General features: G+C 45.6%; 20 protein-coding genes and 1 tRNA gene. 5 read left to right on the top strand and 16 right to left on the bottom strand.

The window, feature by feature from the left end:
- Positions 1-215: 215 nt before the first annotated feature.
- Positions 216-2,222, top strand: coding sequence for an AAA family ATPase (locus tag NC996_RS04580; RefSeq protein WP_190688360.1), 2,007 nt, complete (start codon positions 216-218; stop codon positions 2,220-2,222).
- Between the two features lie 102 nt (positions 2,223-2,324).
- On the opposite strand, the gene ruvA is transcribed toward NC996_RS04580, so the two are convergent.
- The 3 genes from ruvA to NC996_RS04565 form a co-directional block, all read right to left on the bottom strand.
- A complete protein-coding gene (gene ruvA, locus NC996_RS04575) occupies positions 2,325-2,948 on the bottom strand; it encodes a Holliday junction branch migration protein RuvA (RefSeq protein ID WP_190688357.1) in 624 nt (207 codons plus the stop codon).
- Between the two features lie 28 nt (positions 2,949-2,976).
- A complete protein-coding gene (locus NC996_RS04570; RefSeq protein ID WP_190415900.1) occupies positions 2,977-3,726 on the bottom strand; it encodes a sucrose-phosphate phosphatase in 750 nt (249 codons plus the stop codon).
- A 190-nt stretch (positions 3,727-3,916) separates the two neighbouring features.
- Positions 3,917-4,096, bottom strand: coding sequence for a chlorophyll a/b-binding protein (locus NC996_RS04565; RefSeq protein ID WP_190415851.1), 180 nt, complete (start codon positions 4,094-4,096; stop codon positions 3,917-3,919).
- A gap of 303 nt (positions 4,097-4,399) precedes the next feature.
- Between NC996_RS04565 and NC996_RS04560 the strand changes: the two genes are divergently transcribed.
- Positions 4,400-5,644, top strand: a complete 1,245-nt coding sequence (locus NC996_RS04560; protein ID WP_190688355.1) for an MFS transporter — start codon at positions 4,400-4,402, stop codon at positions 5,642-5,644.
- 44 nt (positions 5,645-5,688) lie between these two features.
- Here NC996_RS04560 and NC996_RS04555 read toward each other — a convergent pair whose 3' ends face one another.
- Both NC996_RS04555 and hisIE read right to left on the bottom strand, forming a co-directional pair.
- A complete protein-coding gene (locus NC996_RS04555) occupies positions 5,689-6,771 on the bottom strand; it encodes a hypothetical protein (protein ID WP_190434494.1) in 1,083 nt (360 codons plus the stop codon).
- 277 nt (positions 6,772-7,048) lie between these two features.
- Complete coding sequence (hisIE, locus tag NC996_RS04550) at positions 7,049-7,699, bottom strand: bifunctional phosphoribosyl-AMP cyclohydrolase/phosphoribosyl-ATP diphosphatase HisIE (RefSeq protein WP_190415845.1); 651 nt, start codon at positions 7,697-7,699, stop codon at positions 7,049-7,051.
- 486 nt (positions 7,700-8,185) lie between these two features.
- On the opposite strand from hisIE, the gene hemL reads away from it, so the two are divergent.
- On the top strand, positions 8,186-9,484 hold the full coding sequence (hemL, locus tag NC996_RS04545) for a glutamate-1-semialdehyde 2,1-aminomutase (protein ID WP_190678986.1): 1,299 nt from the start codon (positions 8,186-8,188) through the stop codon (positions 9,482-9,484).
- A gap of 313 nt (positions 9,485-9,797) precedes the next feature.
- Here the strand turns inward: hemL and NC996_RS04540 are convergent, their stop codons facing one another.
- The 10 genes from NC996_RS04540 to NC996_RS04495 form a co-directional block, all read right to left on the bottom strand.
- Positions 9,798-10,247: a chemotaxis protein CheW gene (locus NC996_RS04540; protein WP_190688352.1), complete on the bottom strand. Its 450-nt coding sequence runs from the start codon at positions 10,245-10,247 to the stop codon at positions 9,798-9,800.
- Between the two features lie 7 nt (positions 10,248-10,254).
- Positions 10,255-13,278: a hybrid sensor histidine kinase/response regulator gene (locus tag NC996_RS04535; RefSeq protein WP_190688349.1), complete on the bottom strand. Its 3,024-nt coding sequence runs from the start codon at positions 13,276-13,278 to the stop codon at positions 10,255-10,257.
- A 288-nt stretch (positions 13,279-13,566) separates the two neighbouring features.
- Positions 13,567-17,886, bottom strand: coding sequence for a PAS domain S-box protein (locus NC996_RS04530; protein ID WP_190688347.1), 4,320 nt, complete (start codon positions 17,884-17,886; stop codon positions 13,567-13,569).
- Positions 17,887-17,910: 24 nt separating this feature from the next.
- Complete coding sequence (locus NC996_RS04525) at positions 17,911-18,369, bottom strand: chemotaxis protein CheW (protein WP_190415837.1); 459 nt, start codon at positions 18,367-18,369, stop codon at positions 17,911-17,913.
- A 68-nt stretch (positions 18,370-18,437) separates the two neighbouring features.
- Positions 18,438-18,797 carry a response regulator gene (locus NC996_RS04520; RefSeq protein ID WP_190415835.1) on the bottom strand — a complete coding sequence of 120 codons (360 nt, stop codon included), beginning with the start codon at positions 18,795-18,797 and terminating at the stop codon, positions 18,438-18,440.
- 579 nt (positions 18,798-19,376) lie between these two features.
- Positions 19,377-19,865 (bottom strand): DUF202 domain-containing protein, encoded by a 489-nt coding sequence (locus NC996_RS04515; RefSeq protein WP_190536020.1) that lies wholly within the window; start codon positions 19,863-19,865, stop codon positions 19,377-19,379.
- Positions 19,866-19,961: 96 nt separating this feature from the next.
- On the bottom strand, positions 19,962-20,441 hold the full coding sequence (locus NC996_RS04510) for a paraslipin (protein WP_190688345.1): 480 nt from the start codon (positions 20,439-20,441) through the stop codon (positions 19,962-19,964).
- A 173-nt stretch (positions 20,442-20,614) separates the two neighbouring features.
- On the bottom strand, positions 20,615-21,106 hold the full coding sequence (locus NC996_RS04505; protein ID WP_190415832.1) for a YajQ family cyclic di-GMP-binding protein: 492 nt from the start codon (positions 21,104-21,106) through the stop codon (positions 20,615-20,617).
- A gap of 43 nt (positions 21,107-21,149) precedes the next feature.
- Complete coding sequence (locus NC996_RS04500) at positions 21,150-21,560, bottom strand: MAPEG family protein (RefSeq protein ID WP_190688342.1); 411 nt, start codon at positions 21,558-21,560, stop codon at positions 21,150-21,152.
- Positions 21,561-21,611: 51 nt separating this feature from the next.
- A complete protein-coding gene (locus NC996_RS04495; protein WP_190415828.1) occupies positions 21,612-22,115 on the bottom strand; it encodes a DNA recombination-mediator protein A in 504 nt (167 codons plus the stop codon).
- A gap of 159 nt (positions 22,116-22,274) precedes the next feature.
- On the opposite strand from NC996_RS04495, the gene NC996_RS04490 reads away from it, so the two are divergent.
- Positions 22,275-22,348, top strand: a tRNA-Val gene (locus tag NC996_RS04490).
- Between the two features lie 173 nt (positions 22,349-22,521).
- Here NC996_RS04490 and NC996_RS04485 read toward each other — a convergent pair.
- On the bottom strand, positions 22,522-23,886 hold the full coding sequence (locus NC996_RS04485) for a TniQ family protein (protein WP_190434472.1): 1,365 nt from the start codon (positions 23,884-23,886) through the stop codon (positions 22,522-22,524).
- A gap of 152 nt (positions 23,887-24,038) precedes the next feature.
- Here NC996_RS04485 and cas6 point away from each other — a divergent pair.
- A partial coding sequence (gene cas6 / locus NC996_RS04480; protein WP_190688340.1) for a type I-MYXAN CRISPR-associated protein Cas6/Cmx6 occupies positions 24,039-24,512 on the top strand: 474 nt, incomplete at its 3' end.

The raw sequence follows: 24,512 nt of genomic DNA, 5'->3' as shown, positions 1-24,512 counted from the left end.
CAAACAAAGCTTGCCTACGCGGGCTGTCATGAAAAGGGGCTTAGAATAACCAAATTTGCTACAAAATAAATTAATGATTTTTTAAGCTTAAATACTTAACTTTACGATTTGAATTTGCCACTAAATATATTCATCAATCCAGAGAAATTTGAAGGCGTTTAGTTCTAGAGGATAAATCCGTAATTTCCTCATGGCGGTTTGAAGTCAGAAAACTAATGAATATCACAACCACCGACCGCTGGTATAAAAGCAATTCCCACTATCTGATGACCGCAGTAGCGGGAGTGCATCGGAGATTAGAGCAGTACATCGATCGCCAGCAGAATCGAGCCGTTGAAGCAGTTGCGGACGAGCAATTGAATTTAGATGCGATCGCTGCCTCTATGTCAACCCCCCCAGCATTAGAGCAACTCTGCACTACCTTCAACCTGTCTCCCTTCGAGCGCAATATTCTGCTGTTGTGCGTCGGTATGGCAATTTTTCCTAATTTCTCAGCCCTGTGCGCTAACGCTCAAGGAAATCGGGAAATGGCTTATCCGACCTTTGGTTTAGCTTTGGAAGTGTTTCCCCAAAGTCATTGGAGTGCCTTTACCCCTCAAGCACCTCTGCGTCACTGGCAATTACTGCAAGTTGGTACAGGTCAAGTCATTACCTTCTGTTCTTTGCAGATTGATGAGAGCGTGCTGCACTATCTCTTTGGCGAACCGTATCAGGACGATCGCCTGATGAGTCTAATTCAGCCCTTGCCTGTAGAAGCGTATGGCAATACACCCCTACAACCGTCCCACCAGCAGTTAGCAGACAGGCTAGCAGCTATCTTGTCTGAAGCGGGAAATTCTTCTACTTTCTCTATCCCGCAACTGTGTGGTTTAGACGTAGGCGACAAATGGGCAATCGCTGTCGCTGCCTGCGCCCTCATGGGGCATCCCTTAAAACTCATATCCGCCCATCGCTTACCAACCGATCCCGACGACCTGATTCATCTGTTCCGACGCTGGGAACGCGAAGTCGCTTTGACAGGTAGTGTTCTGTTGCTGGATTGCGATCGCTTCAATGCGGGTGATTCAGTCCGAGCAACCTCAATTTTGCAGCTCATTCAAGACACCACCACCCCACTAATGATTACTACAGAAGAACGGCTGCATTCACCACAACGCCCCCTCATTGCCTTCGACGTTCCCAAACTTACCCGCAGCGAACAACTTGCTATCTGGAAAACTAATCTAGGCTCAGTCGCTGCTGAACTAAACGGACACGTAGAGGAGCTAGTCTCTCAATTCAATCTCAGCAGTCCCGCCATTCAATCTGCCTGCGAACAATTAAAAATTAAAAGTGAAAAATTAGAAATTGAAGTAGATTCTCCAATTCAAAATCAGTTATGGGATTTCTGTCGCGTCCAAGCACGTCCACGCTTAGATGATTTAGCTCAACGCATTGATTCAACTTCTACTTGGGACGACTTGGTGCTGCCAGAAGCACAACGCCAGATTCTGCGTGATATCTCCGCTCATCTTCGGCAACGCGCTAAAGTTTACGAAGTCTGGGGATTTGCTGGTAAGAGCAATCGGGGTTTAGGTATCAGCGCCTTATTTGCAGGGGCTTCCGGTACAGGTAAAACAATGGCAGCAGATGTACTGGCCAAGGAATTGCGGTTAGACCTGTATCGCATCGACTTGAGTGCAGTCGTTAGCAAATATATTGGAGAAACCGAAAAGAACTTGCGGCGGATATTTGATACTGCTGAAGCAGGCGGTGCTATTTTGCTATTCGATGAAGCTGACGCCTTATTTGGGAAACGCACTGAGGTGAAAGATAGCCACGACCGCCACGCTAATGTTGAAGTTAGCTATTTGCTACAGCGCATGGAAGCTTATCAGGGTTTGGCGATTTTGACGACTAACTTGAAAGGTTCATTAGACCAAGCTTTCCTACGCCGCATCCGATTTATTGTGCAGTTTCCCTTCCCCGATGCCAGCCAACGGGCGGAAATTTGGCAGCGTATCTTCCCCAAAAAGACCCCGACTGAAGGGCTAGATATGAGCAAGCTGGCAAAGCTGAATGTAGCGGGAGGAAATATCCGCAATATTTCCTTGAATGCCGCTTTTCTAGCAGCCAATGCCGGAGAGCCGGTGATGATGAAACATATTCTACAAGCGACCAAAAGTGAATATGTCAAGTTAGAGCGATCGCTCACTGATGTAGAAATTAAAGGTTGGCTCTGATCTGTTTAAGTTGAAGTGCCGATTCCTTACAGGTAGGAATGTCGATTGTGAATTTAGAAACCTGAGTTAAATCGGGACTCCAACGAGAGTGCTGGGAGGAGGTCAATGACTCAACCAAGCGATCGCACCTCGAATCCAATCTTCTGCATTCGTGCTTTTCGCTAACAGGGCATCTTGTCTGACAACTGCGATCGCCTGCGATACTTCACTATTGCTATATCCCAAAGCCAGTAGCGTCATCTCCACATCTTCTAAAATCGCGGCGGAAGGGCCAGTAGTCGTGCTAGTCACCCCTGCCGAGTGACGCCATTCTGCCAGTTTAGTTTTCAGTTCCAGCGCCAGACGTTCGGCGGTTTTGCTACCAATGCCAGGAGTTTTCGCTAAGGTGCGAGTGTTGCCTGTAACGATTGCTTGAACTAAATCTGATAGCCCTAAGGTGTCTAAGAGGGCGATCGCGCCTCTGGCACCAATCCCGCTGACGCTGACGAGGGCGCGAAATAAATCTCGCTCCGCAGCGGAGCCAAAGCCATATAGGAGGACTTGATCTTCTCGAACTTGTTGGTGTGTAAAAACTTGCACCATTTCTCCCGCCGCCGGTAGCTCAGCCTCCAGGCGCGGCGGGATATGCAGTTCGTACCCAATCTGATTGACTTCCAGAATCAGGATGACGCGATTGGCGGTACTTTTCTGGATGCCAGCTACCGTCCCTTTGAGATAGCCGATCATGCAAAGATGTTGAGGATGTAGGATAAGTTCATTCTAAAAAGCCGAAATGCTTCAGACCTTCTAGAATACCTCCAGCGCAATCCGCTTTTGCTAAATAGCGATTAATCGAAGGATTGGCGTAATGCCACTTTAGTAGTTCTGGCTGGGCATTCCCGACAATAATTCCCCGTTCCTCACCGGACTGAAAGAAAGCTACATCGTTGCCAGAATCACCACAAACAACGGTTTGTTCGGGAGGCATCTGAAATTGCTGTCGCAGAAACGTGGTTGCAGTTCCTTTATTGCCTCCGCGAGGTAGGATGTCCAAGTCTTTGCCACTGCTATAGACCAACTTGACATCTAGCTTGCGTTCTTCCAACAAATCTTCTAGCTGAGGAAGAACTTCAACGGCGGCTTCCTCGGCGAGGAAGTAGCTAACTTTAAAGGGGCGTTGTTCGGATGGCGGTTGGGGAACCAGGTCAGAAAAATGAGCGGTTGTGGCGACGATCAAATCGCGATCCCAGTTGTGAGAAAGTTGCTCTACCCAAGCTGGATCTGGTGTATCGCTGCCATCTCGGTAAATTTCCGTCCCAACAGAGAGAACGAGGACATCGGGTTCTAATAGCTCCTGTTCGGTCTTCAGTTCTTGGTAGAGGACGGGGGAACGACCTGTTACATAAACAATCTTTGTCCCGTATTGTTGCCGATGCTGGCTCAGGTGGCGCTTGAGTTCTTCTAGAGCCTCGTCATCGCCTACTAAGGTATTGTCTAAATCGGTCAAGAAGAGAAATGGCTTCACGTTGCTCATTGCTTGGGATTTGGCTACTGGATTATTTTCCTATATGGGAGTTCATTAGGGGGATAGAGAGCGATCGCTTCCCATCACTCCTTAGCGACAATTGAAGATAAAAAAAACCTGGGAGCGTTTTGATAACTCCCAGGCGGATTACTTGAGGTGACATGATGACGAGAATGGGAGGGAATTAATTCTAGATCAGACCCCAGAAGTGCAGGAAGCCTTGACCTGAGAAGATTTCAATCAGCGCAGCGGCTAAAAAGCCAATCATCGCTAGACGCCCGTTCCAAATTTCTGCTTGAGGAGTGAAGCCGTATCTCCAAGCGTTACGATCGTCCATGACGGGAGTGGTTACTTTCTGTGTCTCTTGCATGGTGGGAACTCCGGGTTTATCGCTACGTTTGTTAAGCAATGTTTAGCTTATGTAACTAAATGTAACGATAAGAAGCTAGGGTGGTCTCTATCTGAGGTTAGAGCTATGAGCGATCGCACCGAAAGCTTGAACCGAAAGCTTGAGAGGAATCGCGCGATCGCGTTTTCGCTTTCACTATCTTTCTTTATCACCTGAGAAAAACTGATTCTGCTCAATTCAAGCAATTCTGTATTGAAGTGGATACGCGACAAGTCCGTTCACCCGCAGAATTGCCTTCAGAAATCCCTCTAATTCCTCTCCCCCATGACATTTTTCCGCAAAGCCACGTCCTGGTTGCCTCAGCTAAATTCCCAAGTTTGGATTCTTGCCGCTGGTCGATTCTTATCCGGGATTGGCACTGGGTTTACTTTGTTTTACGCCCCGATTTTTTTTGTCAATCAAGTGGGACTCTCCGCCACGCAAGTCGGGATTGGCTTAGGCAGCGCCTCCATTTCTGGCGTAGTTGGGCGTATTTTGGGCGGTTCGTTTGCAGATTCGCAGTTTTGGGGACGCAGACGCACCCTGTTACTCTCAGCAGCGGTTTCGGCAGTTGCTTCCGTAGTCTTGGCGATTAGCAACAATTTTCACATTTTCGTGGTTGGTAACTTGCTGATGGGCATGGGCATCGGTTTATATTGGCCTGCCACAGAAGCCGTAGTAGCAGATTTGACAGAGGGAGAGCAGCGCAATGAAGCTTATGCCCTAACGCGACTGGCAGACAATTTGGGGATGGGCATCGGAATTGTATTGGGAGGTGTATTAATTGGCACCACGGGGGCTTATCGAGAGCTATTTGTGCTTGATGCGATTTCATTTGTGGTGTTCTTTGGGGTCGTCTATGCAGCGATCGCAGAAACTTACAAACCAGGAGAACGCCAACAACAAGCATTTAGCAGTTGGGCAACGGCACTGCGCGATCGCAGTCTGTTGATTTTTTGCTTAGTGAACATCATCTTCACCACCTATATCTCGCAAACCCAAAGTACAATGCCCCTGTACTTCAGCAATTTCTTGCGTATAGAAGAATCTGGAAAAGGATTTTCCCCCACAACCATTAGTGCTTTATTTACCTGGCACCTTGTCTTAGCCATTCTCTTACAGCTGCCAGTTGTCAGAATATTTAAACGTTTGAGCCATCCCTACGCCTTGTGCATTTCCGCCCTATTTTGGGGATTAGGATTTAGCTTAATTTGGTTTACAGGAGTAGCAGCATCAAGTCAGTTATTGTGGGCAATTTTAGCAATGGGAGTTTTTGCGATCGCCCTTGTCTCCTACACTCCCTCAGCATCTTCTCTGATTACAGTCTTAGCCCCCGAATCTCAACGTGGCGTATATTTTTCAATCAATTCTCTTTGTTGGGCAATCGGCTATTTCATTGGCCCTACAGTGGGTGGTTGGGCATTAGATCAACCGCCAGTGGTGGCGGATGGTTTGTGGCTAGGTTTCGCATTCAGCGTAGCCATCACCATTGCCATTTTGCAGTACCTGAATCGAATTTTGTCTCGCTAATAGAAAGCCGCCTTAGAATGCTATTTTTCATAAAACTTTAACCCTTATGTCAGCATAATCAAAATTATCAATAGGAGATTACTGATACTAAATGTAGTTGGGAAAAACCAGCGAGAATTGTTTTGAACCATGAATCCTTTTTTTTCTTTTCCTGTTGTACTCAGGTAATGTACCAGGATTACTATAAAGAGAGATAGGAACACAAAGACATAACACAAAAAAATGAATCCATCTATAAACGTTAAATATGCCACCCGTGGCAAGGCATCATTCACTGTAAAGCTAAATGCAATTACAGAAAGCATACTTGTAATGCTTATCGACACCTGTGTGCCAAATTCTTTTGGTTCAATCCAAAATACCATCCACGAAATGATTGTTAGTAGTAACAGTGGAATACCTACTTTCCAGATATAAAAGCCATAGTTTCGTTTAATATTAATTTCAAATATCAATCGAGAATAGTAAGTGTTTTCAGGCTCAAACTTTTTCTGTTCTACTCGTGTGGTTACTCCTTGAATGTCCCATTCTGCCAAGGAAACGTAGCTGTCTTTACTGAGTCCACTTAACGAATTCTGTGAAACTAATTTCACTTTGTTGATATCATATTTAAAAGATTCAAGTAGAATATTGACTTTTTGAGAATCGAATGGGAATCTTTTTAAATCTAACCCAGAGGACAAATTTATTTTAAAAGTTTCTTGATAATGAACGGTGCCATTTGTTTCTACACGAACATCATTGTTAGTTTGTTCGCGAAATTCTTTAGAGTTAATAATTTCTAGACCGGGTTGCCAGATATCTTCAATATTATAATATTTTGTGTTTTCTTCATCCTTTTTTGGTTTAAATGCCAAGCGTGGATCTTTCCAAGTAGCAAATAGGTAGCCAACTATCTCAGAACTTTCATTTGCTTGATCGATATTAGCGAAGTTAGTAATATAAATACCAATTGAGACTTCAGTCGGCTTTTTTTGATTAGGCGGTGTTTTTAGTAACTCAGGTGCAGTTTCCAGATTATTTGAGGAATCCTGCGCTTTAACCTGGGGAGAATGTACAAGTAGCAAAAGATAGGTGAAGGCTAAGAAACTTGTGAATCGTTTAATCCGGTTACACTTTTTATTCATCAATCGCCACTTGTGGTAGTTTTGCGGGAATATCTCATTTTTGCAGAAAACTACACTTCTACAATTCAACTAAAGTCGAAGCGAACCGAAGGTCGTCCTTTGAGGACATCGCCCTTGTTTACCGCACATTCTTTATGCTCGTGAAATAATCTATTTTGACAGTACCTATTGCAGTAAACAAGCAAAACGCTTTGAGATAGATTTGCTTGTTGCTAGTTCTGTGAACAATCGTTGTTTTTGCGCCAACAATGGCTAGGCTAGATCGGTCGCCAATCAATTATCGACGGCGTTCCTGCAACTTGCGATAAACATCTCTAACATCAACATGATGGTGAGCTAAAGCAACCAGGGTGTGATAGAACAAATCAGCAACCTCACCCGCGATCGCGTCCTTGTCGTCATCCTTGCAAGCCATCACCACTTCAGCAGATTCTTCGCCAACTTTTTTCAAAATCTTGTTATCTCCACCGGCAAATAGCTTGCTGGTGTAAGAACTTTCGCTAGGATTATCTCGGCGATCGCAAATCGTCGCAAACAAATCCGACAAGGTATCTGCGGGAGGCGGCGCTTTTTCCCCATCTACTTGATGAAAACAGCTGCGTTCTCCGGTGTGACAGGCAATTTCTCCCACCTGTTCCACAGTAACCAGCAGCGCATCGCTATCGCAGTCATAACGGAGACTTCGCACATTTTGTAAATGCCCCGAAGTCGCACCTTTATGCCATAACTCCCCACGAGAACGGCTCCAATACCAAGCTTGTCCCGTTTCTAGCGTTTTCTGTAACGACTCCCGATTCATCCAAGCCATCATCAAGACTGTGCCATCCAGATAATCTTGCGCGATCGCTGGCACCAGTCCCTGCTCGTTGTAGCGGATTCGATCGACAGGGATGGATTGGCTTAAAGCAGAGGGTTCAGCAGCTGGCATTTTCAGTACAAATGACTCACTTGTACAAGATATCACTCCTCACCACCAACTGCTCAGCACCCGTTCTAGATGCCTCAGATATTCTTCCGGGTTGTTCGCTAAAGTGAATAAGAGGTTGCAAGAAGCAGTTCCAGGCATTTGCCAAAGATGCTATTTAAGCTGGCTAACCAGGCTGGCTGATTGACTTCTGACAGCGTAAATGAGAACCTTGTGAGCCTTGAAGTCCTCTGTCTACCATCGAAGCTACCATTGAACCGTCGAACTGAATCGCTGAATCGAACTACCAAGTTGAATGCTACCCGATCGGAACTCCTAGGCTGCCTTCCAGAAACAAGAGCAAACACTCACAGGTAAATTCTGATTCGTTTGGTAGGACATGATTGGTATTACCCTCAGTAGGATAATTGAACAGCGTAATCTCTGCGATCGCAGCTTCCGCCTATCTTGAGGCAGAGATTTTATCATCAAAACGAGGAGATAACATTGATTACTTCTACAAATTTGAAAACCACCAAGTCAGAAGAAATATTCGCCGCTGCTCAACATTTGATGCCAGGAGGTGTCAGTTCACCAGTCCGGGCGTTTAAATCGGTGGGAGGACAACCCATCGTCTTTGACCACGTCAAAGGTGCCTATATCTGGGATGTCGATGGCAACCAATATATCGACTACGTTGGCACCTGGGGACCCGCGATTTGCGGTCATGCCCATCCAGAAGTGATTAGTGCCTTGCACGAAGCCCTGGAAAAAGGCACCAGCTTTGGTGCCCCCTCCGTGTTAGAAAATGTGCTGGCAGAGATGGTGATTGACGCCGTACCCAGCATTGAAATGGTGCGCTTTGTCAATTCCGGAACCGAGGCGTGTATGGCAGTTCTGCGCCTGATGCGAGCTTTCACCGGACGCGACAAGCTGATTAAATTTGAAGGCTGCTATCACGGTCACGCCGATATGTTCCTGGTGAAAGCCGGTTCCGGCGTCGCTACCCTCGGCTTGCCGGATTCTCCAGGCGTTCCCAAGACGACAACCAGCAACACGCTCACTGCCCCCTACAATGACCTGGAAGCCGTCAAAGCTTTATTTGCCGCAAATCCCGACCAAATTGCTGGGGTGATTCTAGAGCCAGTGGTGGGTAATGCTGGCTTTATTACGCCTGACGCGGGTTTCCTGGAAGGCTTGCGAATGATTACGCAAGAAAATGGCGCGTTACTCGTATTTGACGAAGTCATGACCGGCTTCCGGATTGCCTACGGTGGGGCACAGGAGAGATTTGGGATTACCCCTGACTTGACAACGCTGGGTAAAGTAATCGGCGGTGGCTTGCCGGTGGGTGCTTACGGTGGACGCCGCGATATTATGTCGATGATTGCTCCAGCCGGACCAGTGTATCAAGCCGGGACGCTTTCGGGGAATCCTCTGGCGATGACTGCCGGAATCAAAACGCTGGAATTGCTGCGAAAACCAGGCAGCTACGAGCAGTTAGACAAGATGACAAAGAAGCTCAGTGATGGCTTGCTGCAAATTGCTAAGGAAACAGGTCATGCGGCTTGCGGCGGTAGCATCAGCGCGATGTTTGGCTTGTTCTTCACTCAAGGGCCAGTCCATAACTACGAAGATGCTAAAAAGTCTGACTCGAACAAGTTTAGCCGCTTCCATCGCGGAATGTTAGAGCGGGGTGTGTATCTGGCACCTTCTCAGTTTGAGGCTGGATTTACTTCTCTGGCGCACACAGATGAAGATATTGACCGCACTTTGGCAGCAGCGAGAGAAGTAATGTCTGGGCTGTAAGTTAGTCTCGCTCGCTTTTATCCCGCCAGGAACTTAAGTTCCTGGCTAATCGCTCAAGCCCGTTTTAACGGACTGGGAAAATTAAATTTGAGTTGGATAAACCTGAATTTTGCGATTAGCCAGGAACTTGATTTTCATCAGCCATGCACGTTAACCCTATGTAGAACACGAGGGAAAAGTAAGTGCAGAGATCCAAGACTTAATAAATTAATTAGGATTGCTATCTAGACAGTAAGTTGGAACGCGAGAAAACCTAATGTCTGCATAGTTTACGCTATCGCTCATCCATCTAAAAATACTTAATTCTGCCTACTTATAGGCGATCTAAATTGAGATAGAATACGAGATTACCTTCAGGTGCGTGAATAATTTGTTCAATAGTGGGGGGTAAATCTTCGTGTTGATAAAAAGATGGAATTTTCTCAAATTTTTCTTCTGATACTTCTAAGATTTTAGGCATTTCAGAGACGGGAATGCCTAATTTTTCTTTTTGCTTGATGGTGCAAACAATTAGATAGTGGTAGTCTGTTTCGTGGGATTTTAGAAATAGCGCCGATAGATCGATAAGCGCGATCGCTTCCTGTTCGTACTCCATTAACCGGCGACCATTGGTTAGGGCAGCGTGGGGTGTAAAGGCTTTGAGAACGCGCTGCACTCGGTCAATCGCGATCGCGTACTGTTCGCTTCCCATCTGAAACGAAACCAGTTTTCGCTTGGCAATCCGAGTTGAGACAAGGGCTTTAGTCCGGAATCGGCGATTCATAAGTTCTTTAATGTTTAATTAATTTAGCGATCGCTTCTAATAACTGAACCTCGTTGTAGGGTTTAGTAAAGTATTGAATCGCTCCTAACTCTAATGCCATCTGGCGATGTTTGAACCCACTCCGGGAAGTCAACATGGCAACGGGAATCGAGGCAAATTGAGGTTGAGATTTCAGATTTCGCAACAGTTCAAATCCGTCCATCCGGGGCATTTCTATATCGGCAATGATTAAATCGCAATTTAAGCCTTCCTCTAATTTAGATAAAGCGTCTTGACCATCTTTGGCTTGCGCGACTCGGTAACGGGCGCGAATTAGCGTCAGGGAGAGTAACTGTCGGATCGTGTAGGAGTCATCGACAACCAAAATTTGGGGTTGAGAACTTCCTGTCGGGGCAAGGAGTGGCGTGCTATGTCGTGTCCCTAAATCTGATTTATTATCAACTGAAATTGTGGTGCCGCTTTGAGTATAAAATTGCCCGATGAGATCGTCCACATCTAAAATCGTCACGACCTGACCATCTCCCATAATCGTGCAACCAACGATCCCGCGAGGCTTTGAGAGGGGAAGCGGAAGGGCTTTTACCACGACTTCTTGTTGACCGATGAGACGTTCCACGACTACAGCGAGAACACCTTCACTGGAAGCTAAAACCATTACCGGGATATAGTCTTGGGCAATTGGGTCGGGAGAGGGGCCGTCGGGATGGGCGACACTATAGTGGAGTAATTCTTGCAAACGCACCAAGCGGATGAATTCTTCTCGCCACCACAACATGGTCTGCGTCCCAGCCATTTGAATCTGATGCCCTTGAATGTGGAGAATCTCCTCTACGGCGTCTAAAGGGATTGCTACCGTATTGCGATCTGCCTTAACCATTAAGGCATCGCTGATCGATAGCATGAGTGGTAGCTTCAGGATAAAGCTAGTGCCTTTGCCCGGTCGTGAATCTACTTTGACAGTTCCCCGTACCTGCCGCAGATTGGTGCGAACCACATCCAGACCGACCCCCCGACCAGAGAGTTCCGTGACCTCTCTAGTGGTGCTGAAACCAGGCCAGAAGAGGAATTCGTAGAGGTCGGCAATCGAGAGTTCGTTGGCTTGTTCGGCTGCCACAAAGCCGCCTGCCACGACTTTGGCGCGGATGGCTTCCGGGTCAATTCCCCGTCCATCATCGGTAATGGTAATGATGGTTTGTCCGCCTTGGTGAAAGGCTTCAATTTCGATTTGACCGCTGGGGGGTTTCCCCAGGGCGAGGCGGGCTTGGGGCGTTTCGATGCCGTGATCGAAGGCATTTCGCACCAGATGCACTAGGGGGTCGCGCAGGGCGTCTAGCAGGCTTTCATCAATGGTGGTGTCTCGTCCCAGGAGGAGGAGATTAACTTCTTTGTTGTGGAGGCGACACAAATCTCGCAAAGCGCGAGGGAGGTGATCGACCGCCCGACTGAAGGGGACGACTCGCAGTTGCATGACGCGCGATCGCAACTGGTCGGTGATCCGGCGGAGTTGATCGGTGCTGCGTTCAAATTTCACCGCGATTTCGTCAATCTTCGTTCCCGATAGCGCGATCGCTTCGGTCGTTTCAATCACAGATTGAGCGGTGGAGTGAAATTCTGTATATTGATCTAGTTCTAATAAATCGAAAGTCGAAGGCAAAGATTTAGTAAAAGCAGTTGTGGTTTTTACGCGATCGCTTTTGCTATTTTCAGTGCTAAGACGGTCATATTCTTCTCGGAGCTGCGTTCCAAATTGGTTTAAAGCTACAATACTCTTCCGAATGCGCTTCGCTTCAGTGCGTAGTTGAGTTTCTTGTAGTTCCAAATTTGTCCGGTTAATCACTAATTCGCCCACCAAATTCACTAATTCGCTTAAGCGTTCTAGATCTACGCGAATTGTCGGACGTTGCCAACCTGTAGGGGAAGAAACAGGTGAGGAGTGAGGGCTGGGTGAGGGCTGAGGACTGAGTGAGGACTGAGGACTGAGGACTGAGGGCTGAGGACTGAGTGAGGACTGAGGGCTGAGGAGAGAGGCTGGAGTTGAGGAATCCTCAACTGGTAATTCTGGAGTGGAGATGGCTGGTTCCTCAGTCCTGAGTCCTGTCACCTCAGTCCTATTACTGAAGGGTATCGAGGAATTATCAACTGGTGATTCTGGAGTGGAGAGTATTGCTTCCTCACTCCTCAGTCCTAACTCCTCAGTCCTCAGTCCTTTTAGCTCAGTCCCATTCAAAGGCTGTATAGTAATGGCTTCTCCCTGCAATAGCTGAGTGCGGGCAGATTGCAAGTTTTGGGCAATTTCCCATCCCTGTTTTTGGAGGAGTTCTACACTCAGATGGGGGGTATCGATCAAAGTTCTCAAATACTCAACAATTTGCCCAAATTCTGCCAGTTGCAGCATCCCGGCTACCCCTGAAAGTTGGTAATAAACTTGGTTAAGCGTTGCTATTGTTTGCTCTAAAGTTTCTGGTTTAACTTGAGAAAGTTCCGTCTCCAAATGGTTAAAAACCGGAAGTAGATCTTGTTCAAAAATCCTTTTAATAGTTTGGAGGTTTGCCCGATTGTTAAGGCTAGAGCCATTACTGGAAGCAGCGGGCTTAGTATACTGATTTTCTAGCTGGGCTAGAATTTGGGCGATCGCTTCCACTTCAGCTACAGAGGTTGCCTGCATTGTTGCTCCATTATCCTTACCTTCCGGCTGACAGACTTGGTTGGCAATGGTTCTCAGGAGATCGACCCCTTGGAGCAAAGCGGTAATCGTCGTTGGATTGATTTGGGCTAAATCAGCGCGATCGCGCAGAATTGCAAAGCTATCTTCCAGGCAATGAGCCGCTGTCGATAAGGTTTCAAAACCAAACATCAAAGCCGAACCTTTTATCGAGTGGGCAGCCCGAAATAGGTTTTGAACCGCTTGCGATCGCGCTTCAACTTCACTGCTGCTTTCTATCAATAAAAGATTGGCTTCTAGGGATTGCAAGAATTCTTGAGTTTCAGTTACAAAGATACCGATTAGCTCATTGAAATCATCCGAATTCATACTTTTTTCCTTTAAATCAGTCAGCCTTTAGACGTGACTTTAGATTTTATTTAATTAATTCCCATCTTTGTAACAATGCTACATATCAAATATGCTAGTTATTGCTTAATTGTTAGTTAAAAAACTTGCCTAGTGTAAACATAAATCGGAATGGTATTAAATAAAAAAATGAAGTTATTAATTTTAATTACTCCATTTGATTGGTCTGGCATTTTTATGTTTCCCTCCGGCACCCCTCGCCAAAAAGCGATAAGGGGTGCTGGAGGGAGGTTCTGAATCCTTGACTGCTTATTGCGAGCGGAAGTTTGTCACTGAACTTTGGAGTTTATTCACGACAACAGCTAACCCACCAAGTGAATTCGTTACGTCTTCAGCTTTTTGGGCAGTGTTGGTAGAAATAGCGTTCACCTGCTTCACGCTGCCTGCAATTTCTTCTGCCGAAATTGTCTGTTTTTGAGCAGCACGAGTAATGTTTTGTACCAAAGCATTAATTTCGCGGCTGACTTCAATAATCGCAATCAGATTCGTCTTAGCAGCTGCGGCAATGTGCGTTCCTTCAACAACTTGTTGAGTACCGGATTCCATTGCCCTCATCACCCGACTAATTTCATCTTGAATTGTTTTCACAATCTCCGATATTTCTTCGGTTGCTGAAGCAGAACGTTCTGCGAGCTTGCGAACTTCCTCCGCTACGACTGCGAAGCCTTGTCCTTGTTCTCCGGCGCGTGCTGCCTCAATTGTGGCATTCAATGCCAGCAAGTTTGTTTGAGAAGCAATTTGAGAGATAGATGTTACAATCTTGCCAATTTGTTGCGACCCTTCGCCTAGACGTTTCATCATTTTTGAAGTTTCGGCAATCGTTTGGCGGAGTTCGTTAATTCCATCAACTGTACGGTCTACAGCTTGTCCTCCCATTTCTGCTGTGGTAGCAGCTTGCTGTGCCACTTGTTCGGCTCGTTTTGCAGCATCTGAGACATCTTTAATCGAGTTGAGCATCCGCTCAATTTGTTTTAAGGTGGACTCAATTTGCAAGGCTTGGGTACGCGCTTGCTGTGCGAGTTCGTTAGTGTTACCAATCGATGCCGTTGTAGCTTGATTAGCTTGTGCCGCTGCATCTTGGATATTAATGACCACTTTCCGTAAAGAGGTGACAAGGTAGTTGAAAGAGTCTGCTAATGCTCCTAAGATGTCATTGGTGACTTGAGCTTTAACCGTTAAATCTCCCTTTGCTGCACCCTTAATTTCACCCAAAAGCTTGACGACTTGTTGAGTTAGAGAATCTGCCTCAATTTTTCGCTCTTCTGCTAATTTGATAAGTCTATCAGCCGCTTCTTTTTGCTGGGTAATGTCGAAGCGAATCCCGATATATTTGATAATATTGCCATTAGTGTCAAAGATTGGGGACACTGTAGTGTCAACCCAATACAAAGAACCATCTTTGCGCTTATTTTTGATTTCTCCTTTCCACACACCGCCCCGATAAACCGTAGCCCAGAAGTCTTGGAAAAAGGATTTCGGGTGGTAGCCAGAGTTAACGATGCGATGGTTTTGCCCCATTAGTTCTTCCTGGGTGTATCCAGAGATTTGGCAGAACCGCTCGTTAGCATAGGTAATGGTTCCTTTTAAGTCGGTTTCGCTGACAATCGCCGATTCATCAAGGGCATTTTGCCGGTTTTTCAGTTCTTGCAGCAGGCGTTCCTGCTCCTTGGCGAGTTGTTGTAAACGTTCTTGGGCTTGCTTGTCGCTGGTGATGTTGCGACAAACAATCGCCCCGCCTTTGAGGACACCGTTGTCGTCCTTCAGCGGTCTGCCGTTAATTTTTGCCCACAAACCTTCTGGTATACCAGGATGACGAGTAAACATCTCTACGTCGTCAACGGCTTCGCCTCGGATTGCTTTTGTCATCGGTAAATCTGCGGTTGGGTAAACGGTCACGGTATCGGGCAAAAACAAGCCATACTGCGTTGACCATCGATCGGGGGGGGCATCTCCTGAACCCAATCCGAACATTTTCTCCGCGGCGGGGTTGAACAGTAAAAACTTTCCGGTTTCATCGGCGACGATGACTGCCTCACCCATGCTGTTGAGTACCAATTGCAAGATACTGGTTTGCTGCCGAAGTTCAGCCGAGGAACGAGCCAAATCTGCTGCTGTTCTCTGTAAATCTGCTTCCGCTTGTTTGCGATCGCTAATGTCGGTGCAGACGCCAACCCACTCGCGGATACTACCATCTTCTGCTAAGACGGGAATCCCGCGAACCCAGAAGTATCCATAGCTGCCATCTGCGGCTCGGATACGATACTCAACCTGATAGAGACTCTTCGTTTCAAGGGCTTTATTCCAAATACGAGCAGTGGGATCGCGATCTTCTGGATGCACGGCATCCAACCATCCCCAGCCTTTCACTTGTTCCTCGCTTTGACCTGTAAACGCTCTCCAAGCTGGCATATCAACCACTTGTCCTTGGGCGTCTGTCGCCCAGACTATCTGCGAGGTGGCAACGATCAATGAGCGATACCTTTCCTCGTTCTGACGGATGGTTTCCTCAGCAGCTCTGCGCTCAGTAATGTCATTGTTGATTTCTAGGATCGCTTTAGGCTGACCGGATTCCTCCCGTTGCAATGTCCAGCGACTCGCTACAACGATCTGTGTCCCATCGCGCTTGGTGTGGATGAGTTCTCCTTCCCAACGTCCATCCCGCAGACACGCGGCTTTAATTTCCTCGACGGGTTGGGGAAAGATGGTTTTTAAAAATGCGTGGATGTATTGTCCTACGGTTTCTTCCTTTGTCCAGCCGTAGAGCCTTTCTGCGCCTTGATTCCAGTAAGCGATGCGATCGTCGAGATCCCGAAGCATTATGGTGTCATTGGCTAAATCCAGCATCTGCACCTGTTGCTGCAATGCTTCTTCTGTCCGCTTGCGATCGCTGATGTCGGTGGAAATCCCACAGAGGGCGTAAGTAGTTCCTGTCGAATTTCTTAAGAGAAACTTCGTGGAAAGGTAGGTGTGAAGTCCGTCATCTTGAGGTGCAACCTCTTCCATTTCTAAAGAAGTTCCGGTTTCAAGTACCTGGCGATCGTTGGCACCATAAGCATCAGCGATTTCTTTCGAGAAGAAATCGTAGTCAGTCTTGCCAATAACCTGCTCTTTGGTCGTGTGGAAGAGGCGTTCATACTGGCGATTAACCAGAATGTAACGACCTTCCAAGTCTTTGAGATAGATGACAGCGGTGTAATTGTCGATGATTGCCTCTAGGCGTTCTTGACTTTCCCTGAGTGCGGCTTCTGCCTGCTTGCTTGAGGTGATGTCACGGGCAATGCAGTACATCACTTGATTTTCAGCAGCCGCGTTCGCAGTCCACGCTAACCATCGGTAGGAGCCATCTTTACACCTGTAGCGATTTTCAAAATACAGTACTTGCGAACCAACAGTCAGTTTTTCGGCTTCGGCTAAGCTCTTGTCTCGGTCATCTGGATGGATAAACTCAATAAAAGGTTGAGCCAAAAGTTCCTCGACCGCGAAGCCCAGGATTCTTGTCCATGAAGGATTGAGGCGCTTAAAGGTGCCGTCAAATCCGATAATACACAGCAGGTCAAGAGAGAGAGTAAAGAAGCGATCGCGTTCTTGATTCGCTTCCGTTAATTCTGCCGTGCGCTCATCGATGCGTTGTTCGAGTTCTTGATTCAGGGTGCGAAGTTCCGTTTCTGCGCGCTGGCGTTTGATATCAATGCCATTCAGGTTTCGAGAATTCCACCAAATCAGAACGGCAAAAACAATAATATTCAAGCTACCTAAAACCGAGATGGCGATCTCGGTTTCCAAAGACTTCGCCCGGTACCCGGCTAAGATTATCCAACCTAAAAGTGGCGGAATCCCAAGTACAGCCGGTGACATCCGCCTCGCCATCATACCCCCTGCATTCTGGCTGGTGACAACTGCCATCACCCCTCGATCTGGACGAGCAAACAGGATGCCGATACTAAGAAGCACAAATCCCACTGCTGCGTGCAATGCCATTTGGGTGTACGAGCTAATCCCGTAAAGGGATTTCACACCATAAAGGTAGCCCAGTACCCCCAGCAAGGCGACTGAGAATGCCGCTAAGCTAAGAATTTGAGCGGCTTGGTAGTGAATAGAGGTGCCGAGAAACAGCAGTAGAGCCACCCCCAACATCAAAAAATTAAGGGCAGTATTGGGAGCCATCCGACCAGGGGAGGAAGTGCCAAAGGTGTCTGACGACGCCTTGAACAGAAGTTGGTCAATGCCGAAATCCCACCCCAGAACATACTGCATCAGCGTGAGCAAACCGACGACCATAACGATCCCGGCAAACCATTGTCCCAAGCGGCGCTTCGACTCGTCAGCGGGATAACGGTGCCACAACCACAACGATGTACCGCTGAGGATAAAACACACCGCTGCGTTTGCTTTCATCGTCACCAGACCTGGCAAGATGCTTTTCAGGATGGGAATGTTAAACATCCAACCTAGTAGTACCGCACAACCGATTGCAATGACTGCTATAGTGGCTTTTTTAGAAAAGGATTGAAGTGTCCCGATGAGGTCGGAAGACTGAGGCACCTCTATCGGCTGATATGAACTTTCCATCTTATGGCTCCGGCAATCTATGATTTACCAGCGATCCGAATGCGCGATCGCTTCTACATCCACAATCATGAGTAAGCGTCCCTGACAGTCATATAAGCCTCGCAAAAAAGGAGCCAGTTCCTCACTCACCTCTGCTGCCGAGACAATTTGATCGGGATCGAGAGATAGCACACCCTCGACATGAGAAACTGCTAATCCCATCCGCATCGACGGAAGATTGATATCGCGCGGGTCGGGCGCTTCTACGACTAAAATCCGACTCCGAGCTTCGTGACTTTCCACAGGGTCGGCACCCATGAACCGACCAAAATCTGCTACTGCCAGAATTTCCCCTCGCAGATTGGTTAAACCCAATAAAAAAGGAAGCGTATTCGGAACAGCCGTAATGGTTTGATCGCCCAAAACCAGCACTTCTCTGACTGCCGTTAGTTCGACTGCAAACAGGCTCTTGTCTTGACCAAAGAGAACGAATTGGCGAGGCATAAACAATTAAAAATGTAAAATTAAAAATTATAATTATTGATTAATTTTTAATTTTTAATTCTTAATTCTTAGAGAAGGCGTCGCACCAGGTTAATAAACTGTTTCGCCTCAAGTGGCTTACTTACATAAGCATCGGCTCCCAGCTCGATTCCCCAAGCTTTATCAATCTCTGTATTTTTTTGCGTACAAAACACGACAGGTAAGTGTTTAGTTTCCTCGTTCTCTCGTAACTCCCGCACCACTTCAAATCCGTTCATTCGTGGCATGACCACATCCAATATCACGAGGTCGGGTGGCTTCTCCTGGATGCGAGCGATCGCTTCCTCTCCATCACTCGCTCTCACCACTTCCATCCCCGCTTCTTGTAAAATTCGGCAAATCATCTCTAGTTCAGTCGGCACATCATCGACGACTAATACTCTCGACATCGCAACCCTCACAAGTATTTATTGTTAACTCGATTCTATCTGAGTCTATTCCCGCTCAAAAAGCCTCAGTATTTTCACCGAAACATCTTTTAATATGGTTCTCATTTACTGAAAAATAAACCTTGCCAAAGTTCGTTTCCGTCCCAAGAAATTTAGCTGTATTGTTAAATATTTGTTGCTTCAATTTACATCTTGCACCAGAGCCGGTTCAAATAGAATTCGCAGCGATGCAAACTAAGCTTTTCTGCACCAAATCACGTTAAATCAAGAGTTTAAAACCCGCATCTCATCTGGTTCTTGTATGCCTAGATGTGATTTGAATCACCGACTTAAAAATAATCCAAACTCGTAGTTAAATATCCCATCACATCTATTGAATGCTGAAAACTTAATTAAGTTATCAGCTTGATACCCTTAAAATTATAAAACACATAAATAAAATTGCAGGATTTCGCCAACCCTGATTTTCAAACTCCTTAATTCAAAGTAAAGTTTTTTAGACTTTCAAAAACAAACTTTACGATTTTCAAATAATTTTGATTCACTTTTTTGATGCAAATAAAAAGAAAGGCACTTTTTCTAAGAATTTTGATGCTTTACAGTTTGTGCAAAAGAGGTAGCAGGCTGCTGAAGCTGGCGATAAACTTTACCACTTTTGCTAGAAGAGGGAGTATGAGGAACGGGTAACTGTCGCCAGAGGAGGACAGGGATACTGAGGACACCTAAAATCATCACCACTCCAGCCGTTATCCAGACAAACAGACGATTTGCCTGATAATCGCTACGCTCAATTTGCCAAAAAACCTGGTTGTAGCGCCATGCAGCAAAGGCAATTAGGACAATGCCAGCAACCACCAGACTGATGCCAAGGCTCTGGGAACTGATGAACGAGTGAGAAGTGCTATCCTGACCTGTGACGGCGGTTTGCAGTTGCTGTAGAAATAAACCAAAGCGAGCTAAAGCAAACCCAAATCCAATCAATGCAATCGAGGTACGCAACCAAGCGAGAAATGTCCGCTCATTGGCTTGATGCTCTCGCTGGCGGTCGATTTTTGGTTGTTTATCCATTTCTCCTCTGGCTCAGACATTAGCAGGTTCTAGTCTTAATTTCAGCAGCTTTCCCAATTTCAGAGGCTCCAGTATTTTTCTAAAAAAAGCAATATCCTATTGGACACGGGTAATCTTGATCCCCCAATTCGCAACCGCCTCATTTAATTGCTGCAATAAAGTTTGAGCGATATCGCTTCTAGAATGAACCGCTTGCTCTAGCTTAATTCGACCAATTTCAGAGCGCAGGATAGAGATAACCAAGTTTTTTAACGCTATCTCAATATTTTCAACAGTGTAATAAGTGCGTTCTAAATTTAGGATGCGCCAATACACAATTGCATCGACTTCTAGGGACACATTATCTTTTGCGATCGCTGGCTGGCGCTCAATTTTCAAAACCTGTTCGCGGGTCGTATTCTGATAGACAATCGTATCGAGCCAAGGCAAGATAAAGTGGATACCTGGTTTCAGCGTTCGATGGTATCGACCCAAGCGCTCTACTAAGGCTTCATTACTTTGACGGATAATTTTGACAGAGTATCCCAGCACGTAACCAATGATGACTGCACCAAGAGCAGCAAGGAATAACTTCATCTGTATTGTCTTGCTGGGATATTTTCACAAAGCAATTGGGCTTTTATTTTCAGAATGATGTTAACTCAAGGGCACTGTTCACCCTAAGTTTTAACCACTCCAAAAATGCAGAGAATAACCAAAATTTTGCGTATTTTTGCAAAACCTCCGCGTTATTTGCGTTTAAAAACCGTTTAGCGATAGTTATTAAATTGCAAAGCAACCGGATAATCTTCCTGCTTCAAGCGTTGAATTACCAGTTGCAAGTCATCTTTGGATTTAGCAGAAACTCGCACGGCATCACCTTGAATTGAGGGTTGCACTTTTTTGATTTCGTCCCGAATTAGTTTGGTGATTTGTTTAGCGATTTCCTGGCTGAGTCCTTTACGCAGTTTGATTTCCTGCCGAATGCGACTACCACCCGCTGATTCAGGTTTGCCATAATCAAAGATTTTCAAGCTAAGGTTGCGCTTGGCAGATTTAATTTGCAGGATGGTATGAACAGCATCCAAGGTAAATTCGCTATCGGTGCTAATTGTAATAACGTCGTCGCCTAATTCGAGGGTAGTTTTAGTGTCTTTGAGGTCGAAGCGGCTTTTTATTTCCCGCTCAGTTTGGTCTACGGCATTGACCAATTCTTGCCGGTCAAAATCGCTGACAATATCAAAAGAGTATGTAGAAGCCATAAAGAATCGTTAGTGGTTAGCTAAATTGATATTAGAAAAATCGCTAAATGCTATTAGCAGAAAGTAGGCTGAGGGCAAATAAGGTGCCGCTGCTCAGGGTACCGATGCCGAACATTAGCGATCGCGCGATTGGGACATTGAGAATATAAAAAACGGAGTATAATGACCGGGCAACAACGAAGGCGATCGCTGCGATCGCTGCCAAGGGCGAATCTACACCTGTCACATAAGCCATCAGGGCTGCCGCCGCAAATATCATAAATGCTTCAAACGAGTTTTGGTGCGCCCAAGTAGCTCGTTGTCCGTAGGGAGGCAGCTTATCAAACATGGCTCGCGGAGCCGCCGTGTCATACCCCACAGTCACACGGGCGTAACCCACCACCAAAAAGGGGATATAAATCAGAACAGCGGCTGCGGCAATGCAGTCGAGCAGAATAGCAGATACTGGGATCATAGCTTTATTGTAGAGACGCCAGCGGTAGCGCTCTTAATGCATCGCGTCTTTTTAATCAAAGTAGAACAGAGTCACCACTTTGCGTTGTTCTTCCGCATCCTGACAAGTTTTGAGCAGGGTGTGGCTGTCGTGAAACGCAAAACAGATTAGCTGCTGACACCGAGAAACTATCTCTTGATTGCATAGAGCGCTGGCTTCAGCCAGCGATAAATTGTCGTTTTCGGGATTTTCTACCAAATGCATTACCTGTTCCAACTGCTCCCGCGATTCCCGTGGCTGACGCTCTAAGCTTTGGGGCAAAATTACAGTCAGCAGGCTAGAATCGGCTCGCATCGCCCCTCGGATGGCGGCAAAATTGGTTCCGGTAGCACCAGAGGTGATGAGTCGATTCCCGGTTAAAACCAAGGCATAGCTCATCATCTCAATGAGATTTTGATGGGTGATCGGAACGTGACGCGACCCCAGCAGGGCAATCCGTTTGGAACCTGTTTGCTGGATAGTCGCCAGTTCTTGCGCTAAGGCATCAAGCTTAGGAATGTCAATGGATTGGCTCAATGACGATTTCTGTCTGAACAACCTCGCTATTTTATCAGACCCGGATGACAACAGCGATGGAGTTTCTGCATCTTAGTTGCCGAGTTCTAAGTTCCATTGGTTAGCGAGAATTATTTGCACTTTTATAAAAAGCTATGCTACATTTATAAATCGTCGGACGGACGCATAGCTCAGTTGGTTAGAGCACCACGTTGACATCGTGGGGGTCACTGGTTCGAATCCAGTTGTGTCCATTATTTTTTTTGGTGCCGCTATAGGTGGCTGTCATTTAAAGTTTGATTTTGCCGCTCCGGCAAAGCTATGCCTGAAAACCATAGCGGCAAAACTATGCCTGAAAAAAATGACGAGAAAGATGTAGACGATCGACTATCCTCTCCTCATTCATACTGAAAGCTCACAAGCTACTTTAAGTAGCTTGAAGCTCTTGCTTATAGAGTAGCCGAACCTGCTGATAACGAAAATAGCCGGGGTTACTAATCAGTTCACACACGCGGGACTCGCTTGGGTATTCTCCTGATCGCTGGAGTGAGACAATCGCCTCTTTAATTTCTTGACAACACTGCTCAATAGCAGCTAAGTGAATCATACGCATATAATTGCGGCGTTTCGTGACGATTTTGTGGCATAGTACAGGGAAATGCCTTGAAAGAACTCGTCTATTAATTTTCAACTGTTCCGCTATCTCTGTAATTGTTGGTAGTGGCTCTTCTACTTGGGACAAAATGATGCTCAGGGTATTTTCAATATGATTTAAATCTAGCGTTCTCGGAGATGAGCGCGTTTTCTTAGAATATTCCATCTCAACCTTCAGCTTTTGAGCATGGATAGTTGATAGATTGAAATCTTGCGTAAAGAACTGAGATAGAGAAATTTTAAAATTATAGCAAATTTGTATTAAAGCAGATAAAGGGGGACAGTTTTTCCCGCAATACCAACCCCAAAAAGTATTTTTAGGAATTTTGTGCATTGCAGCAAAAGCAGCTATATTACCCTCGGTAACTTGATGCACTACATGAGTAAAAGATTTTTGTATATGCTCTTGAGTAAGTACAGAAGATAACTGCTCTGCATTCGCAACTAATTCTCCTAAAGTTTCGGCTATCCATCTCTCCTGAGTAACTACTGAAGTATTAGAACCTCCTCCTAACCACTGAGAACATTGTGAACAATAGCCTAAACTGGATTTCCAGTTTAACCAAGGTGATTGGCGATAACAATGAGGACAATCTTGCACAAGAGGATGTTGATGTATTAAACAAACCTTGACATCATTGAGTGACCATAGAAGGGGTTCATAAATAACTTCTAGATTTTTTTTCCAGTGTTCGTAGCATATTGGGCACCAAGCTTTATAAGGACGTAATAAGCCTTTTGCAACTAAAATATTTGAAAAGGATATCAATGTTAAAAACTTTAACTTATTAGACAAGGTTAATTGGTTAAGAACCTCAACAAAATCAGTAGCTATCGTTCCATATCCATTTAAAACATGAGAACGGTTAAAAAACGGTTCTAATCCTCTACTGGTAGAATCCTTGATAAAGGTTCGCTGCAAGAGGGGATTAACTATTCTCGATAGTAATGTACTGACAAAAACTCCATGAGATTGAGCTAACCGTGTCACATAGCTGGTTAAACTCTCAACTGTAGGAGTTCCCACACCAATCGGTTCTAAATGATGCAAAGGACTTCGGGGAGGCATAAGAAACTTCTCCGGACTCCATAGCTCATGATTAGTGTAGGGTTTAATTTCTATTACATTAATATCCATCACCATTGATTTTTGGTTAAAAATTATTAAATTTGCTTTAAAATTGAGATAGAAGATATTTCTAAATCTTAAAATAAATCATTATCTACTAGAATACTTAAAACATTAGTAAATTATACAATACTCATCATTATTATTTTAATGAAATATCTATGACAGCCAAATTCATTAACAGCGAAGAATATGTAGACCTAACGTTTAAACTAAGAGGCTCACCCATCCCTCTTGATAATGGTTATCCTATCTATTCTGCTTTGTCCCGTATTTGTCCTCCCCTTCATGAACTAGACTCTATTGGAATTCATCCGATTGCCGGAATACCGACCAGCAACAATTTCCTTGAACTCACTGCTCAATCTCGCCTAAAAATTCGGATTCATCATCAACAAATTCCTTTGATTTATGCTTATTTAGCTGGTCAAGCTTTTCAAATAGGTCAACATTGTTATCAACTAGATATTCCCGACTACAAACTGTTAACTTCTTCAGAAAGCGTTTATTCCAGATTAGTGATAATTAAAGGGTTTCAAGACCCTACTAACTTTATTGAAGCTGTTCAACGGCAACTGGATAATTTAGAAATACAAGGGAAAATTGAACTTCTTACCCGACAAGATGGAACACCT

Source organism: Trichocoleus sp. ST-U2 (assembly GCF_039961875.1).
GTDB lineage: Bacteria > Cyanobacteriota > Cyanobacteriia > Cyanobacteriales > FACHB-T130 > FACHB-T130.
The sequence above is the reverse complement of the archived record's forward strand: the minus strand, read 5'-3'. Positions and strand labels throughout refer to the sequence as shown.